We start from the raw sequence: 13662 nt of genomic DNA, 5'->3' as shown, positions 1-13662 counted from the left end.
CATTCGTACGACGGGACGAACGGCAAAACCCTGTATCATTCGCCGGTATAACCGCGCCGTATTGCCTTGCCAGGAGAACCCCATGAGCCATGTACTCGACGATCTGGTCGACTTGCTGAGCCTCGAGTCCATCGAGGAGAACCTGTTCCGCGGACGCAGCCAGGACCTGGGCTTCCGCCAGCTGTACGGTGGCCAGGTGCTCGGCCAGTCGCTGTCGGCGGCCAGCCAGACGGTCGAGGACGCCCGCCATGTGCATTCGCTGCACGGTTACTTCCTGCGCCCGGGCGATGCCAGCATGCCGGTGGTCTATTCGGTGGACCGTGTGCGCGACGGCGGCAGCTTCAGCACCCGGCGGGTCACGGCGATCCAGAAGGGCCAGCCGATCTTCACCTGCAGCGCGTCGTTCCAGTACGACGAGGAGGGTTTCGAGCATCAGGCGCAGATGCCGGACGTTGTCGGCCCGGAAAACCTGCCCAGCGAAGTCGAGCTGGCCAGCGCCATGGCCGACAAGCTGCCCGAGCGCATCCGCGAAAAGGTGCTGTGCGCCAAGCCCATCGAGATCCGCCCGGTCACCGAGCGCGATCCGTTCGATCCCAAGCCCGGCGAGCCGATCAAGTACGCCTGGTTCCGTGCCGACGGCAACCTCCCGGACATCCCGGCGCTGCACAAGTACCTGCTGGCCTATGCCTCGGACTTCGGCCTGCTGACCACCTCCCTGCTGCCCCATGGCAAGTCGGTGTGGCGCAAGGACATGCAGATCGCCAGCCTCGACCATTCGCTGTGGTTCCACCGCAACCTGCGCGCCGAAGAGTGGCTGCTGTACGCCACCGACAGCCCTTGGGCCGGCAATGCCCGTGGCTTCTGCCGTGGCAGCATCTTCAACCGCGCCGGGCAACTGGTGGCCTCGTCCACCCAGGAAGGCCTGATCCGCCATCGCAAGGACTGGGCATGAGCCTCCGGGATATTCGCCACTGGGTATTCGACATGGATGGCACCCTGACGGTCGCCGTGCATGACTTCGCGGCCATCCGCGAGGCGCTCGACATTCCGTCCGACCACGACATCCTCACCCACCTGGCCGCCTTGCCGGCGGAGGAGGCGGCGGCCAAGCATGCCTGGCTGCTGGAGCACGAACGCGACCTGGCGATCGCCTCCAAGGCCGCGCACGGCGCGGTGGAGTTGGTGCGTGAGCTGGCCGGGCGTGACTGCCGGCTGGCCATCCTCACCCGCAATGCCCGCGAACTGGCCCATGTCACCCTCGAGGCCATCGGCCTGGCTGACTGCTTCCCGGTCGAGCATATTCTGGGGCGCGACGAGGCGGCGCCCAAGCCCAGCCCTGACGGGCTGCTGCAGATCGCCCGGGCCTGGGGCGTGAGCCCCGCTGAGATGGTGATGGTCGGTGACTACCGCTTCGACCTGGACTGCGGCCGGGCCGCAGGCACCCGCACCGTATTGGTCAACCTGCCGGACAACCCATGGCCGCAGTTGGCCGACTGGCATGCGGCCGATTGCCGGGCGCTGAGGGCGTTGCTCGGCTGACATCCCTCATGCCCTGCGCGCTCCCTCTGAACGGCCTTGTGCCGCGAAAGGGCTAAGCTGCACTGCACCTTTTGCCACGATGGAGACCTCACCCATGAACACCAAGGCCCTTTATGTCCTGCCCGGCGGCGGCTACGACAAGGTCCAGGTCGGCACTTGCGAAACCGCCGCGCCCAAGGCCGGCGAGATCACCGTGCGCCTGCATGCCAGCTCCCTCAACTATCACGATTTCGCCGTGGTCAGCGGCATGTGGGGGCCGAGCGAGCGGCGCATCCCCATGGCTGACGGTGCCGGCGAAGTGGTCGCGGTGGGCGCCGGGGTCAGCGAGTTCCAGGTCGGCGATGCGGTGGTCAGCACCTTCTTCCCCGACTGGCTCGATGGTCAGGCACTGGTCGAGGGTTTTGCCAGCGTGCCGGGCGACGGCATCGACGGCTATGCCCGTGAACAGGTGACCGCCCGGGCCAGCTCCTTCACCCTGGCGCCCAGGGGCTACAGCCATGCCGAGTCGGCGACCCTGACCACCGCCGGCCTCACCGCCTGGCGCGCCCTGATGGGCGATGACCACCTCAAGCCCGGCGACAGCGTGCTGGTGCAGGGTACCGGCGGCGTGTCGATCTTCGCCCTGCAATTCGCCAAGCTGGCCGGCGCCATGGTGATCGCCACCTCGTCCAGCGATGCCAAGCTGGAGCGTCTCAAGGCGCTGGGCGCGGATCACCTGATCAACTACAAGACCACGCCCGCCTGGGGCGAGAAGGTTCGTGCGCTGACCGGCGGACGCGGTGTGGACCATGTGATCGAAGTCGGCGGCCCGGCCACGCTGGAGCAGTCGATGGTTGCCGCCCGGATCGGCGGACATGTGTCGCTGATCGGCATCCTCACCGGCGTGGCCGGGCAGTTGCCGCTGGTGCAGGCGCTGGTGCGGCAGATTCGCCTGCAGGGCGTGCTGGTAGGCAGCCGCGCTCAGCAGCAGGCGATGGTTCGCGCTATCGACGCCAATGGCCTGCGGCCGGTGGTGGACAAGCATTTCGAGCTGGAGCAGATGGTCGAGGCCTTCAAGTACCAGGAGAGCAACAGGCATTTCGGCAAGATCTGCCTGACCTGGTGACGCTCTCCCCAAGGTGTTGGAGTGAGCAAGCGCCTGGTTTGGTGTGGGGCGGGGGCGCGTCGATGCTCCCACGCAGCCCCAATACCCTTTCAGGTGTGGGACAGCAGCGGAAACATCAGCACCTGTCCATCGACATAGGTTTTCGATGCACCCCAGACGAACAGTGCATCATCGTTATCCACAACCCGCGCCGCGAAGCCCTCGCTGCTCAGCGGCGCAAACCCCAGCAGCACCTCCCGGGTCGTTGCCCTGACCAGTTCGGCCACCACATCGGCCAGCACCAGTTCGCGCTCGCAGAATACATCCACCAGCACCAACCGCTCGCCGTCGTGCTCCACCACCACGTATGCCTCGTGTCTTGAGGAATGGAACAAGGCTTCTCGGTAGGGGCCGTCACAGTAGAACATTGTCAACGGTACATTCGGCACGAGGCTCAACCGTGCCTGTGGGCAACTCTTCATTACCGCTGCCATGAAGTGTTCACGTTGTGTGCTGTCGCCAAGATCCACAGGATGGAACGTGCTGACTTCAGGGGGCGTCGACCTGGCTTGGAAATATTCGTGTTCGATCACCCGGCGGAAGCCGAACCGGGGATAGAGATCCAGCACGGTGCTATTGGCGAACAGGTACAACAGGTCACATTTACCTGCCCAACGCTCTACAAGCACTTCCATCAGGTAGCGGCTGTAGCCACGGCCTTGTGCCGCAGGCGCTGTCATCACCGTGCCGATCTGGACACAACGCAGAGGCTGGCCATCGAGGGTGAAGTCGAGCAGGTTGGCCGAGGCGTTGGCCAGCATTTTACCGCTGCGAACCAGTGAGCACGGCTGGTTGTCTTCTTGCCAGAAGCCAGCCTGGTACCAATCTTCGAAGTCGAAGCCGTAGGTCTGACGGGCGAGGGCATTGAGTTCGGCGCGCAGGTGCGGGTCGTCGCGATAGTGCTCGACTTGCGCGAGGGAGGGGTCGTCGGCGAGGAGTGCCATGGCGTCCATACCTGTCTGTAATTTGAGGGTGAACGTTAACCGTTGCGCGGATGAAAAGTTGTAAGGGTTTGTGCTATCGCGGTCGGGGGCAGGCGCAGAAAGGTGGCCGCCCGCACCGAGGTCAAGGGGTTGGTCTCTGTTTACACCGCAGTTTCACCCCCTGCATACACCACCACCGCCGCCCGCAACTTGCGCCCGCCGAACAGGCTCATGCGCTGGAACGCCTGGTGGCTGACCGGCAGGTGCTGGCAGTCCAGGGCCTGGCGGTGACGAGCGTGGTCGGTGTCGGGATCGTGCAGGTAGACGAAGTCGTCGTCGCAGGCGGTGACCAGCACCCAGTGCGGTGCCTTGCTGCCGGTCAGCCGGTAGTTACTGATCAGCACCAGCGCCAGGCCGCCTTCGGCCAGCACCCGAGGCAGGTTGGGCGCCTGCCGCGCGATGACCACGTCGCTGTCCTGCAACTCGGCGCAGAAGTCCTCATGGACCAGGCGCATGACCTCCTTCTTGCCGGGCTGGCGCACACCGTCGAGAAACAGCGGCCCTTCGGTATTGAGCAGCAGCCGTACGCGAAAGCCCCGGCGCCAGGCGGCCAGGGCCAGGCCATGGGGGCTGCAACCGCCGTGACCGGAGGTCATGAACACGGTGGTCGCCTCGCGCCACAGGCGCAGTTCCTCGCGCCGGCTTGGCGGGCGCAGCGGTTGCAGGGCGGCCATGGCCATCAGCAGGCAGGCCGGGCCGCAGGTGAAGTCGGTGGTCTGGGCGTAGTAGGGGACCAAGCGCGTCTCGCCCGCCGGGTGTGGGAGGATGCGCTTCTCGTAACGCAGGGCGCTGGTGTGGTCCTCGTAGTAGTCATCGACCAGGGCAAAGCGGCGATAGCCATGGCGTTCATACAGGGCGATGGCCTTGGGGTTGTCGGTGCGTACCTCAAGACGCAGGTAGGCACGGTCATGCTCCAGGGCGCAGCGCTCGGCCTGTTCCAGCAGCCTGGCACCAAGGCCATGGCCACGCGCCTGTTCGGCAATGGCGATGGAATACAGCCGGGCCAGCGAGGTGCCACGGTGGAAGAGTAACAGCGCATAACCCATCAACTGGCCGTCGCGTTGCGCCACCAGCAGGCTGGCGTTGGCGTGGGACAGCATCCAGCGAAAGCTGCGCGGGGTCAGCCGGTCGAGCGCGAAGCACTGGTTCTCCAGCGCCAGCAGGGCCGGCAGGTCGTCAACAGTTGCCAGGCGAAATTCGATGTGCATAGGGCCGCCGTAAAAGTTGCGTAATGAAACGGGACATTCGAAAAACTTCGTGCTTAATAGAAACCGTGTCTACCCAACACAGGGCTTCAAATATGTCATCGTTTCAGGAACCCTTACCTGGCTGGCCCGGGGAAAGTTCACACTCACGTACGGCTGGTGTTATTTATCCACTGACCCTGGATAACAAGTCAAGTCAGCTGGTTATCATCGTGGAGCGGCGTGAGGACTGGGCTTCGTACCTGCCCAGCGAGGATGTCGTGACGGCCCAGGAATACCTGGAGGCGCCACGCGAAGCCGATAACGGCAAGCGTGTCCAGGTGATAAATCTATGCCGTAATTATAAGTATCTAGGCCACGGTTATTATTGTTCGTTGTTGGCCGAGGCGCGCGGACATAAAGTCATTCCTTCGGTCAGAAGTATCAGTGAATTGACCCGCAAGTCGTTATATGGATTGGCCCTGGACGACATGGCGCGCAGCTTGGAAAGTGCCCTGGCCAATCACCCCTACGGCGAAACCGAAGGGTTCACCCTGACCCTGTATTTCGGCCGTACCGATCTGGAACCGCTGCAAGACATTGCCCGCCAGCTGTTCGAAAGCTTCCCGTGCCCGATCCTGCTGGTGGAGTTCCGCAAGACCAGCACCTGGCATATCGCCGGGGTCAAGGTCGGCGCGCTGCACAAGTTGCGTGAAGACCAGCAGGACCCCTTCGCCAATGCCCTCGATGGCTTCAGCCGGCGGATCTGGCGTCAACCGCGCTCGCGGCGGGTGGCGCGCTACGACCTGGCGATCCTCCACGACCCTGATGAGGCGCTGCCGCCGTCGAACCCCAAGGCGCTGGAGCACTTCATTCGCGCCGGTCGCCAGCTCGGGGTCGACGTCGAGCTGATCGGCAAGAAGGACTACGCCCGCCTGGCCGAATACGACGCGCTGCTGATCCGCGAGACCACCAGCGTCGACAACCACACCTATCGCTTTGCCAAGAAGGCCGAGAGCGAAGGGCTGGTGGTGATGGACGACCCGGCGTCGATCCTGCGCTGCACCAACAAGGTCTACCTGACCGACCTGTTGCGCAGTCATCGCCTGGCCATGCCGGCCAGCGAAATCCTCTACCGCGACAACCCCCAGGCGCTGGAAGGTATTGGCGAGCGGCTGGGCTTTCCACTGGTGCTGAAGATCCCTGACGGCTGTTTCTCGCGGGGCGTGATCAAGGTCAAGGACGCCGCCGAACTCCAGGCCGCCACCGCCGAACTGTTCGAGCACTCGGTGCTGCTACTGGCCCAGGAATACCTCTACACCGAATACGACTGGCGCATCGGCGTGCTCAACCGCAAGCCGATCTTCGCCTGCCAGTACTTCATGTCCAAGGGCCACTGGCAGATCTTCAACCATCAGGCCCAGCGCGACGAGGTCAACGGCGAATGCCGCACTCTGGCTGTGCACGAAGCGCCACGCGCGGTGGTGGATCTGGCGGTGAAGGCCGCCAATCTGATCGGCGATGGCCTGTACGGCGTCGACCTCAAGCAGGTGGGTGACCGGGTGGTGGTGATCGAGGTCAACGACAACCCCAACCTCGACGCCGGCATCGAGGACGCCTACCTGCACGACGACCTCTACACCCTGGTGCTGGAGGAATTCATCCGCCGCCTGGAGCAGAAGCGCCGGGGGCAAGCCTGGTAACGAGGTGCTGGCATGATCGAAAGCTACAGCCTGGCCCATGGTCAGTTGCGCAAGCGCGAGGGGCTCGATCGCGAGGTGCTGCTGTTCGTCGAACCGGACAGTGCCGAGCGTGAGCTGCTGCAGGCCTGGTTCCACCTGGATGCCCATGCCCTGGCTTCGGCGCTGGATCCGGACGAGGTGTCGCGCATCGAATTGCATCGCGATGGCCTGTTCCTGATCTGGAAGCGTCCGCAGAGCTACACCGGTGGCGACAGCTTCGCCTTCCAGGTGTCCTCGTTCGGCATGCTGATGGTCGACGGCCACCTGGTGCTGATCGCCCCGGATGCCTCCCTGCTCGATGGCCTCGGGCAGCGCCATGCGCTGCACGATCCGATGGATGTGCTGCTGGCCATCCTGCTGGACAACCTGCATCACTACCTGGGGCACCTGAAGGTGATCAAGATGGTCGCCCGCGAGCTGCAGCAACGCTTCGAGCAGTCGCTGGAGAACCACCACCTGATGCAGATGTTCAACCTCAGCGAGAGCCTGATTCACTACATCAACGCCATCCACAGCAATGGCGCGGTGCTCTCGCGCCTGCGCGCCCATGGCGAGAAGCGCCATTTCAACCCTGAGGTGCTGGCGCTGATCGACGACCTGGTCATCGAGAACGACCAGTGCCACAAGCAGGCCGAGATCTACTCGACGGTGTTCGCGGGCTTGATGGACGCCCGGGGCAACCTGGCCAACAACGCGATGAACGAGACTCTGCGCAAGCTCACCCTGATCAACGTGGTGTTCCTGCCGCTGAACCTGATCGCCAGCATTGGCGGCATGTCCGAGTTCAGCATGATGACCGCGGGCGTGCCCTGGTGGCTGGCCTATGCCTTGCTGGTGCTGGCGATGGTGCTGCTGGGCGTGCTCATGGTGCTGGCGCTCAAGCGTCTGGCCCGGGGGCGTCGCCCTGTCGCGTCCCCTGCGCAAACCGAGCGCCCTGCTGTGCGGCCCACCCCTTCATTCCCTGGAATCGCCAGTTGGAGAACACCATGAGCAATCTGCAGATCGGCCTGATGATCGTCACGGTGATCGTGGTGTTCGCGGTGGTGAACTTCTACTGGCACTACCGGCGTGACCGCGACTGACGCAAACAGGCACGTCCGGGGGCTTGACTGACGTGCGTGGGCACGCGGTGTCGTGATCGAACAGTTGTCTGACGTTTTCGAGCATTTTGCTCGCGCCGCGCCCGGCTTAAAGTGAAGCCCGCATCCCCACGGTGCGTTGCCCGGGCGCGTGAGAAGGCCGTAACAGAGCGTGCGCAACGTACTCCGCCCTTTGCCGAGGAGACCGTTTCGCCTGCCCCTGCCCGTCCCTTCCTTGTGTCAGCAAAAAGAGAACAAGACCAATGAACACCGTGGGAACTGATGGCAACCTTGCTCAAGGTTTCAAGCCACGTCACGTAACGATGCTGTCCATCGCCGGCATCATCGGCGCGGGGCTCTTCGTCGGCTCCGGGCACGCCATCGCGGCGGCCGGCCCGGCCACCATCCTCTCCTATTTCGTGGCCGGCACCCTGGTGGTGCTGGTCATGCGCATGCTCGGCGAAATGGCCGTGGCCCACCCCGACACCGGCTCGTTTTCCACCTACGCCGACCAGGCCATCGGTCGTTGGGCCGGCTACACCATCGGCTGGCTGTACTGGTGGTTCTGGGTACTGGTGATCCCCATCGAGGCGCTGGCCGCCGGGCATGTGCTCAACGCCTGGTTCCCCCAGGTGGACAGCTGGATCTTCGCCCTGGCCTCGGTGCTGCTGCTGGCCTGCACCAACCTGTTCAGCGTGGCCAAGTACGGTGAGTTCGAGTTCTGGTTCGCCATTCTCAAGGTCACCGCCATTCTCGGCTTCATCGGCCTGGGCTTCGCCGCGCTGCTGGGTTGGTTGCCTGAGCGCGAGGTCAGTGGGCTGAGCACGCTGATGGACGAGCACGGCGGTTTCGCGCCCAAGGGCTGGTCCGCGGTGGTCGGTGCATTCATCACCGTGATGTTCAGCTTCATCGGCACCGAGGCGGTGACCATCGCCGCCTCCGAGTCCAGCGACCCGGCACGCAACATCGCCAAGGCCACCCGTTCGGTGATCTGGCGTATCAGTACGTTCTATATATTGTCGATCTTCGTGATCATCTCGGTGGTGCCGTGGAATGACCCGCAACTGGCGGTAGTGGGTTCCTACCAGCGTGCGCTGGAAATCATGAACATCCCGAACGCGGCGCTGATGGTCGACATCGTGGTATTGATCGCGGTGACCAGCTGCATGAACTCATCGATCTATATCGCTTCGCGGATGATGTACTCGCTGGCCAAGCGTGGCGATGCCCCTGCCTTGCTGAAGCACACGTCCAAGGTGGGTGTACCGCGCGCCGCGGTATTCGGCAGCACCCTGATCGGCGCAGCCATCGCCATCCTCAACTACTTTGCACCCAAAGGCGTGTTCGAGTTCCTGCTCGCCAGCTCCGGCGCCATCGCGCTGCTGGTGTACCTGGTGATCGCCATTTCACAACTGCGCATGCGTGGTCGGCTGGAGCGCGAGAACGCCAACCTCAAGTTCCGCATGTGGCTGTTCCCCTGGCTGACCTGGGCGGTGATCCTGTTCATCAGCGGTGCCCTGGCCGTGATGATGTTCACCGAGGAGCACCGCGCCGAGGTGACCGCCACCTTGAGCCTGGCGATCGTGATCTCGTTCCTGGGGATCGTCACCACCCGTGGACATTCCCGCAGGGCCGTGGGAGCGCGTTCGCTGGGTTGAGGTCATTGCGACGGCGTTGACCGCCACTCGGAGGATTTGCCGGATCCTTCGAGTCGCCCGATTCTTCATCCAGGTGATGTATCCGTGCCATCATTTTTTGCCTTACACTCCCGGCAACCAGCTCGCAAGGGAGTGCGCAACATGCTTCACGGTATCCGTCTGGCTTTGACCCTGTGTGTGTTGCACCTGCCGCTGGCGCATGCCGACGAGTCGCCTGCCGACCCCTTGCTCGACACCGCCTCCAGCAGCAGCGCCGAACAGAATCCCCGTGGCGTGCTGCGGGCCCGTGACCAGGCCGTGTTGTCCAGTGAACTGGCCGGGCGCATCGTCGAAATGCCTTTCGCCGATGGCCAGGACTTCAAAAAGGGCAGCACCCTGGCCCGCTTCGATTGCAGCGCCTATCAAGCCCAGCTCAACGCCGCCCAGGCCGCCGTGCGTGCCGCCAGTGAGGAACTCAGGCACAACCGCCAGTTGGCTGCCCTGAAGTCAGTCGGCCAGTTCGAAGTGTCGCTGGCCGAGGCCAAGCAGGCCCAGGCCCAGGCCGAAGCTCAGGTGTACCAGGTGCAGATCAAACGCTGCGTGGTCAGCGCGCCGTTCGACGGGCGGGTGGTGCAGCGCCGAGCTCAGCCCCATGAAAGCGTGCCCAGCGGTGCGCCGTTGATCGAGGTGGTGGACAATCGCTCGCTGGAAATCCACCTGCTGGTACCCTCACGCTGGTTGGGGCGGCTCAAGCCCGGTCAGCCGTTCGAATTCGTTCCGGATGAAACCGGCAGGCCGCTGCAGGCGCAGGTCAAGCGTGTCGGCGCGCGGATCGACGAAGGCAGCCAGACCCTGCAACTGATCGGTGAACTGCCCAGCGACAGCCAAGGGCTGCTGGCCGGCATGAGCGGTACCGCCCACTTCGCGCAACAGCCATGACCGCCGCTGCCGCAGGTGTGGCCGAGCATGCCTTCGCCCACTTTCTCGGTTTGCAGCGCCAGGCGCGCCAGGCCGCCAGCACCGAGCAGTTGGCTTACAGCATGGTCAATGACGGCCAGGCGTTGTTCGGCTTTCGTCATGCCGCGCTGCTGATCGCTGGCAAGGTTCGGGCGCTGACCGGCATCAGCGTGGTGGAGCCCCATGCGCCGTTCGTGGCGTTCGTCGAGCGCGCCGCTCACCGTTTGCAAAGGGCTGGATTGGCTGCTCAGGCCGCCGTGGTAGACCCGGCCAGGCTGGATGACCAGGCACTGGCCGACTGGCAATCATTGTCGGCCGCTCATGCCTATTGGTTGCCGCTGCTCGACCGCAACGGCGACGTGTTCGGTGGCCTGTGGCTGGCCCGTGATCAAGCCTTCACCCCCGCCGAGCAGGCCCTGCTCAACCAGTTGGGCGATACCTACGCCCATGCCTGGCTGGCCCTGCACCCGGTCCGCCCCTGGCGCCTGCGCTGGCCACGGCGGCGTCTGCTGACGGTGGCCGCAGCACTGTTGCTGGTATTGCTGGTGCCGGTGCGCCAGTCGGTGCTGGCACCGGCCGAGGTCGTGCCACGGGCGGGACGGGTGGTCGCCGCGCCGCTGGACGGGGTGATCGCCGAATTTCTGGTCAAGCCCAACCAGACGGTCGCCGTTGGCGACGTGCTGGTGCGCTTCGATGCCACCACGCTCAAGGCCCAGGCCGACGTCGCCGGGCGCGCCCTTGGCGTGGCCGAGGCTGAGCTCAAGGCCAGCACCCAGCGCGCCTTCAGCGACGCCGAGTCCAACGCACGCCTTGATCTGCTGGCTGCTCGTGTGGAGCAGAAGCGTGCCGAGCTGGATTACGCCCGCCAGCTCCTCGGCCGCAGCGAGATCCGCGCCGAGCGCGCGGGGATCGCGGTGTTCGCCGATGCCGAGCGCTGGACCGGCAAGCCGGTGCAGACCGGCGAGCGGCTGATGCAACTGGCTGATCCGCAGCAGGCCGAGCTGCGCCTGGAACTGCCGGTGGGCGATGCCATCGCCTTGCAGCCTGGCGCCGAGGTGGCGCTGTTTCTCGACAGCGATCCGCTGCATCGCCATGGTGCTCGTCTGCAGCGCGCCGCCTACGAGGCCCAGGCGACTGCCGCCGGGCAGCTCGCCTACCGGCTTGATGCCGGTTTCGAGGAGGCGCCGCCGCGGATCGGCCTGCGCGGGACCGCCAAGCTGTATGGCGAGCGCGCGCCGCTGGTCTACTACCTGCTGCGTCGACCACTGGCGGCATTGCGCCAGGGGCTAGGGCTATGAACCTGCCGCCGCTGCGGGCCGACCTGCAACTGTCCGCGGCGGCGCCTGGCCACGATGGCGCGCCCCAGTGGACCCTCGCCGACCCGTTGCGCGGGCGCTACTTCAAACTCGGTGCCATTGCCGTGCGCTTGCTGCAACACTGGCGCCTGGGCGACCCGCAGCATGTGCTGGCGGCGGCCAATGCCGAACCCGGCCTGGCCGTCGACCAGCAGGCGCTGGAAGAACTGTTGCTGTTCCTCGGCCAGCACGATCTGATCAGCGCCGAGGACGCCCGCCAGCGCGACAGCTATGCGACCAAGGCCGCCGCGAGCCGTCAGAGCCTGTGGACGCGCGTGCTGCACCAGTACCTGTTCTTCCGGATTCCGTTGTGGCGTCCGGACGCTTTCCTCAATCGTGCCTGGCCGGTACTGGAACGTCATGGCGGCTGGATGGTGCGCGTGGCCCTGCCGCTGCTGCTGGCGTTGGGCGTGTTCCTGGTGGCGCGCGACTGGTCGCGCTTCATCGCCACCTTCCCGCACCTGTTCAGCCTGGGCGGCATCCTCGCCTTCGGCGTGGCGCTGGGGTTCGCCAAGCTCTGCCACGAGTTCGGCCATGCGTTCATGGCCAAGCGTGCCGGCTGCCGGGTGCAGAGCATGGGGCTGGCGTTCATGGTGCTGCTGCCGATGTTCTATACCGATGTCAGCGATGCCTGGCGGGTGCGTGACCGCCGTTCGCGGCTGCTGATCGACGCCGGCGGGGTGTTCGCCGAGCTGGTGCTGGCGGTTTTGGCGCTGCTGGCCTGGTCGCTGTTGCCCGATGGCCCGGCGCGCACGGCGGCATTCATGCTGGCCAGTGCCACCTGGATCACCACCTTGCTGGTCAACCTCAACCCGTTCATGCGCTTCGATGGCTACTTCCTGGTGAGTGACCTGTGGGGTGTCGAGAACCTGCAGCAGCGCGCCTTCGCCCTGTGTCGCTGGCGTCTGCGCGAGGCCCTGTTCGGCTATGGCGAGCCGGCTCCAGAAGCCTGGCCGCCGGTGATGCGCCGGCGATTGCTGGTCTGGGGGTATGGCGCCTGGCTATGGCGCGCGGTCTTGTTCTTCGGTATCGCCCTGGCGGTGTATCACCTGTTCTTCAAGGTGTTGGGCATCTTCCTGATGCTGGTGGAACTGGTGTGGTTCATCGGCCTGCCAGTGTGGAAGGAGCTGCAGCAGTGGTGGCTGCGCCGTGGTCAGGCGGCGCCGGGCAAGGCATTGCGGGGCGCAGCCGTGCTGGCGCTGCTGCTGGCCGTGCTGGTGGTGCCCTGGCGCGGCGCGGTGGACGTGCCGGCGATGCTCGAGGCGTCCCGGGTCAGCGCCTTGCACGCGCCCGTGGCGGCTCGGGTGAAGCGTCTGCCGGTGCGTGAAGGGCAGGTGGTCGCCCAGGGGGAGTTACTACTGGAGCTGGAGTCACCCGACCTGGCTTCGCGCCAGTCCATTGTGCGTCGCGAGATCGACATCCTGCAGTTGCTCTTGCGGCGTCAGGCCGGCCGCAGCGAGACGGCGGGCGATACCGGTGTGCTCGAGCAGCAGCTGGCCGAGGCCGTGGCCGAATATCGGGGGCTGGCGGCCCAGCGTGAACGCCTGCAACTGCGGGCGCCGCGTGCGGGGGTACTGCGTGACCTGCCGGCCGATCTGGCCCCAGGACAATGGGTCAGCCCGGCACAGACACTCGGCCGTTTGGTCGAGCCAGGCCTGCGCCTGCGGGGCTATCTGGCCGAGGCCGACCTGTGGCGCGTGGCGGTTGGCAGCGAGGGACGCTTCATCGCCGATGACCCGGGGCGGCCGGCGTTGCCGGTGCGCGTCGAGCAGGTCGATGCCACCGGCGTGGCGGTGCTGGAGCTCGAGGCGCTGGCGTCCGATCGCCATGGGCCGGTGGCCGTGCGTCGCGATGCCCAGCAGCGCGCAGAGCCGGTGCAGGCACAATACGGCGTACGCCTGAGCCCGCTGGCCGAGATGCCCGACGTGAACCAGCCACTGCGCGGGGTGGTGGTGCTCGATGGGGCCCGGGAGTCGCTGCTGGGCAGCGCCTGGCGTCGGCTGGCGGCATTGGGCGTGCGCGAGAGCGGTTTCTAGTAAGCA

11 protein-coding genes are annotated in these 13662 nt (G+C 65.4%); 9 read left to right on the top strand and 2 right to left on the bottom strand.

Annotation, left to right across the window (positions count from 1 at the left end; genetic code table 11):
• Positions 1-82: 82 nt before the first annotated feature.
• The 3 genes from tesB to K5H97_RS25575 all read left to right on the top strand — a co-directional run bounded on the left by tesB (position 83) and on the right by K5H97_RS25575 (position 2644).
• Positions 83-952, top strand: coding sequence for an acyl-CoA thioesterase II (gene tesB / locus K5H97_RS25585; protein WP_028692060.1), 870 nt, complete (start codon positions 83-85; stop codon positions 950-952).
• The gene (locus K5H97_RS25580) at positions 949-1539 is read left to right on the top strand and encodes an HAD family hydrolase (protein WP_028692059.1); all 591 of its coding nucleotides are present in this window, start codon (positions 949-951) and stop codon (positions 1537-1539) included. Before tesB ends, K5H97_RS25580 begins: the two co-directional genes overlap by 4 nt.
• Positions 1540-1633: 94 nt before the next feature.
• Entirely contained in the window at positions 1634-2644 is a 1011-nt protein-coding gene (locus K5H97_RS25575) for a zinc-dependent alcohol dehydrogenase family protein (protein WP_028692058.1), read from the top strand.
• A gap of 89 nt (positions 2645-2733) precedes the next feature.
• Here K5H97_RS25575 and K5H97_RS25570 read toward each other — a convergent pair whose 3' ends face one another.
• Positions 2734-3627, bottom strand: coding sequence for a GNAT family N-acetyltransferase (locus K5H97_RS25570; RefSeq protein WP_028692057.1), 894 nt, complete (start codon positions 3625-3627; stop codon positions 2734-2736).
• Positions 3628-3767: 140 nt separating this feature from the next.
• Complete coding sequence (rimI, locus tag K5H97_RS25565) at positions 3768-4874, bottom strand: ribosomal protein S18-alanine N-acetyltransferase (RefSeq protein WP_028692056.1); 1107 nt, start codon at positions 4872-4874, stop codon at positions 3768-3770.
• A 92-nt stretch (positions 4875-4966) separates the two neighbouring features.
• Here rimI and K5H97_RS25560 point away from each other — a divergent pair, with 92 nt between their 5' ends.
• The 6 genes from K5H97_RS25560 to K5H97_RS25535 all read left to right on the top strand — a co-directional run bounded on the left by K5H97_RS25560 (position 4967) and on the right by K5H97_RS25535 (position 13656).
• Positions 4967-6553 (top strand): RimK family protein, encoded by a 1587-nt coding sequence (locus tag K5H97_RS25560; protein WP_028692055.1) that lies wholly within the window; start codon positions 4967-4969, stop codon positions 6551-6553.
• A 12-nt stretch (positions 6554-6565) separates the two neighbouring features.
• Positions 6566-7582, top strand: coding sequence for a magnesium transporter CorA family protein (locus tag K5H97_RS25555; protein ID WP_028692054.1), 1017 nt, complete (start codon positions 6566-6568; stop codon positions 7580-7582).
• Between the two features lie 352 nt (positions 7583-7934).
• Positions 7935-9329, top strand: a complete 1395-nt coding sequence (gene gabP, locus K5H97_RS25550) for a GABA permease (protein ID WP_028692053.1) — start codon at positions 7935-7937, stop codon at positions 9327-9329.
• A 141-nt stretch (positions 9330-9470) separates the two neighbouring features.
• Positions 9471-10247: an efflux RND transporter periplasmic adaptor subunit gene (locus K5H97_RS25545; protein WP_051555734.1), complete on the top strand. Its 777-nt coding sequence runs from the start codon at positions 9471-9473 to the stop codon at positions 10245-10247.
• On the top strand, positions 10244-11563 hold the full coding sequence (locus K5H97_RS25540; RefSeq protein WP_028692051.1) for an efflux RND transporter periplasmic adaptor subunit: 1320 nt from the start codon (positions 10244-10246) through the stop codon (positions 11561-11563). The genes K5H97_RS25545 and K5H97_RS25540 overlap by 4 nt, the downstream gene beginning before the upstream one ends.
• On the top strand, positions 11560-13656 hold the full coding sequence (locus K5H97_RS25535; RefSeq protein WP_028692050.1) for an HlyD family efflux transporter periplasmic adaptor subunit: 2097 nt from the start codon (positions 11560-11562) through the stop codon (positions 13654-13656). Before K5H97_RS25540 ends, K5H97_RS25535 begins: the two co-directional genes overlap by 4 nt.
• Positions 13657-13662 lie beyond the last annotated feature (6 nt).

This window comes from Pseudomonas mosselii, assembly GCF_019823065.1.
Taxonomy (GTDB): domain Bacteria; phylum Pseudomonadota; class Gammaproteobacteria; order Pseudomonadales; family Pseudomonadaceae; genus Aquipseudomonas; species Aquipseudomonas mosselii.
Note: the sequence above shows the minus strand (reverse complement) of the source record. Positions and strands in the feature narration are given on the sequence as shown.

What these genes read in the sequence shown, in the direction of transcription:
- rimI (WP_028692056.1), bottom strand. Translation starts at nt 4,874, where the DNA reads ATGCACATCGAATTTCGCCTGGCAACTGTTGACGACCTGCCGGCCCTG.
- gabP (WP_028692053.1), top strand. Translation starts at nt 7,935, where the DNA reads ATGAACACCGTGGGAACTGATGGCAACCTTGCTCAAGGTTTCAAGCCA.
- tesB (WP_028692060.1), top strand. Translation starts at nt 83, where the DNA reads ATGAGCCATGTACTCGACGATCTGGTCGACTTGCTGAGCCTCGAGTCC.
- K5H97_RS25575 (WP_028692058.1), top strand. Translation starts at nt 1,634, where the DNA reads ATGAACACCAAGGCCCTTTATGTCCTGCCCGGCGGCGGCTACGACAAG.
- K5H97_RS25540 (WP_028692051.1), top strand. Translation starts at nt 10,244, where the DNA reads ATGACCGCCGCTGCCGCAGGTGTGGCCGAGCATGCCTTCGCCCACTTT.
- K5H97_RS25580 (WP_028692059.1), top strand. Translation starts at nt 949, where the DNA reads ATGAGCCTCCGGGATATTCGCCACTGGGTATTCGACATGGATGGCACC.
- K5H97_RS25570 (WP_028692057.1), bottom strand. Translation starts at nt 3,627, where the DNA reads ATGGCACTCCTCGCCGACGACCCCTCCCTCGCGCAAGTCGAGCACTAT.
- K5H97_RS25545 (WP_051555734.1), top strand. Translation starts at nt 9,471, where the DNA reads ATGCTTCACGGTATCCGTCTGGCTTTGACCCTGTGTGTGTTGCACCTG.
- K5H97_RS25560 (WP_028692055.1), top strand. Translation starts at nt 4,967, where the DNA reads ATGTCATCGTTTCAGGAACCCTTACCTGGCTGGCCCGGGGAAAGTTCA.
- K5H97_RS25535 (WP_028692050.1), top strand. Translation starts at nt 11,560, where the DNA reads ATGAACCTGCCGCCGCTGCGGGCCGACCTGCAACTGTCCGCGGCGGCG.
- K5H97_RS25555 (WP_028692054.1), top strand. Translation starts at nt 6,566, where the DNA reads ATGATCGAAAGCTACAGCCTGGCCCATGGTCAGTTGCGCAAGCGCGAG.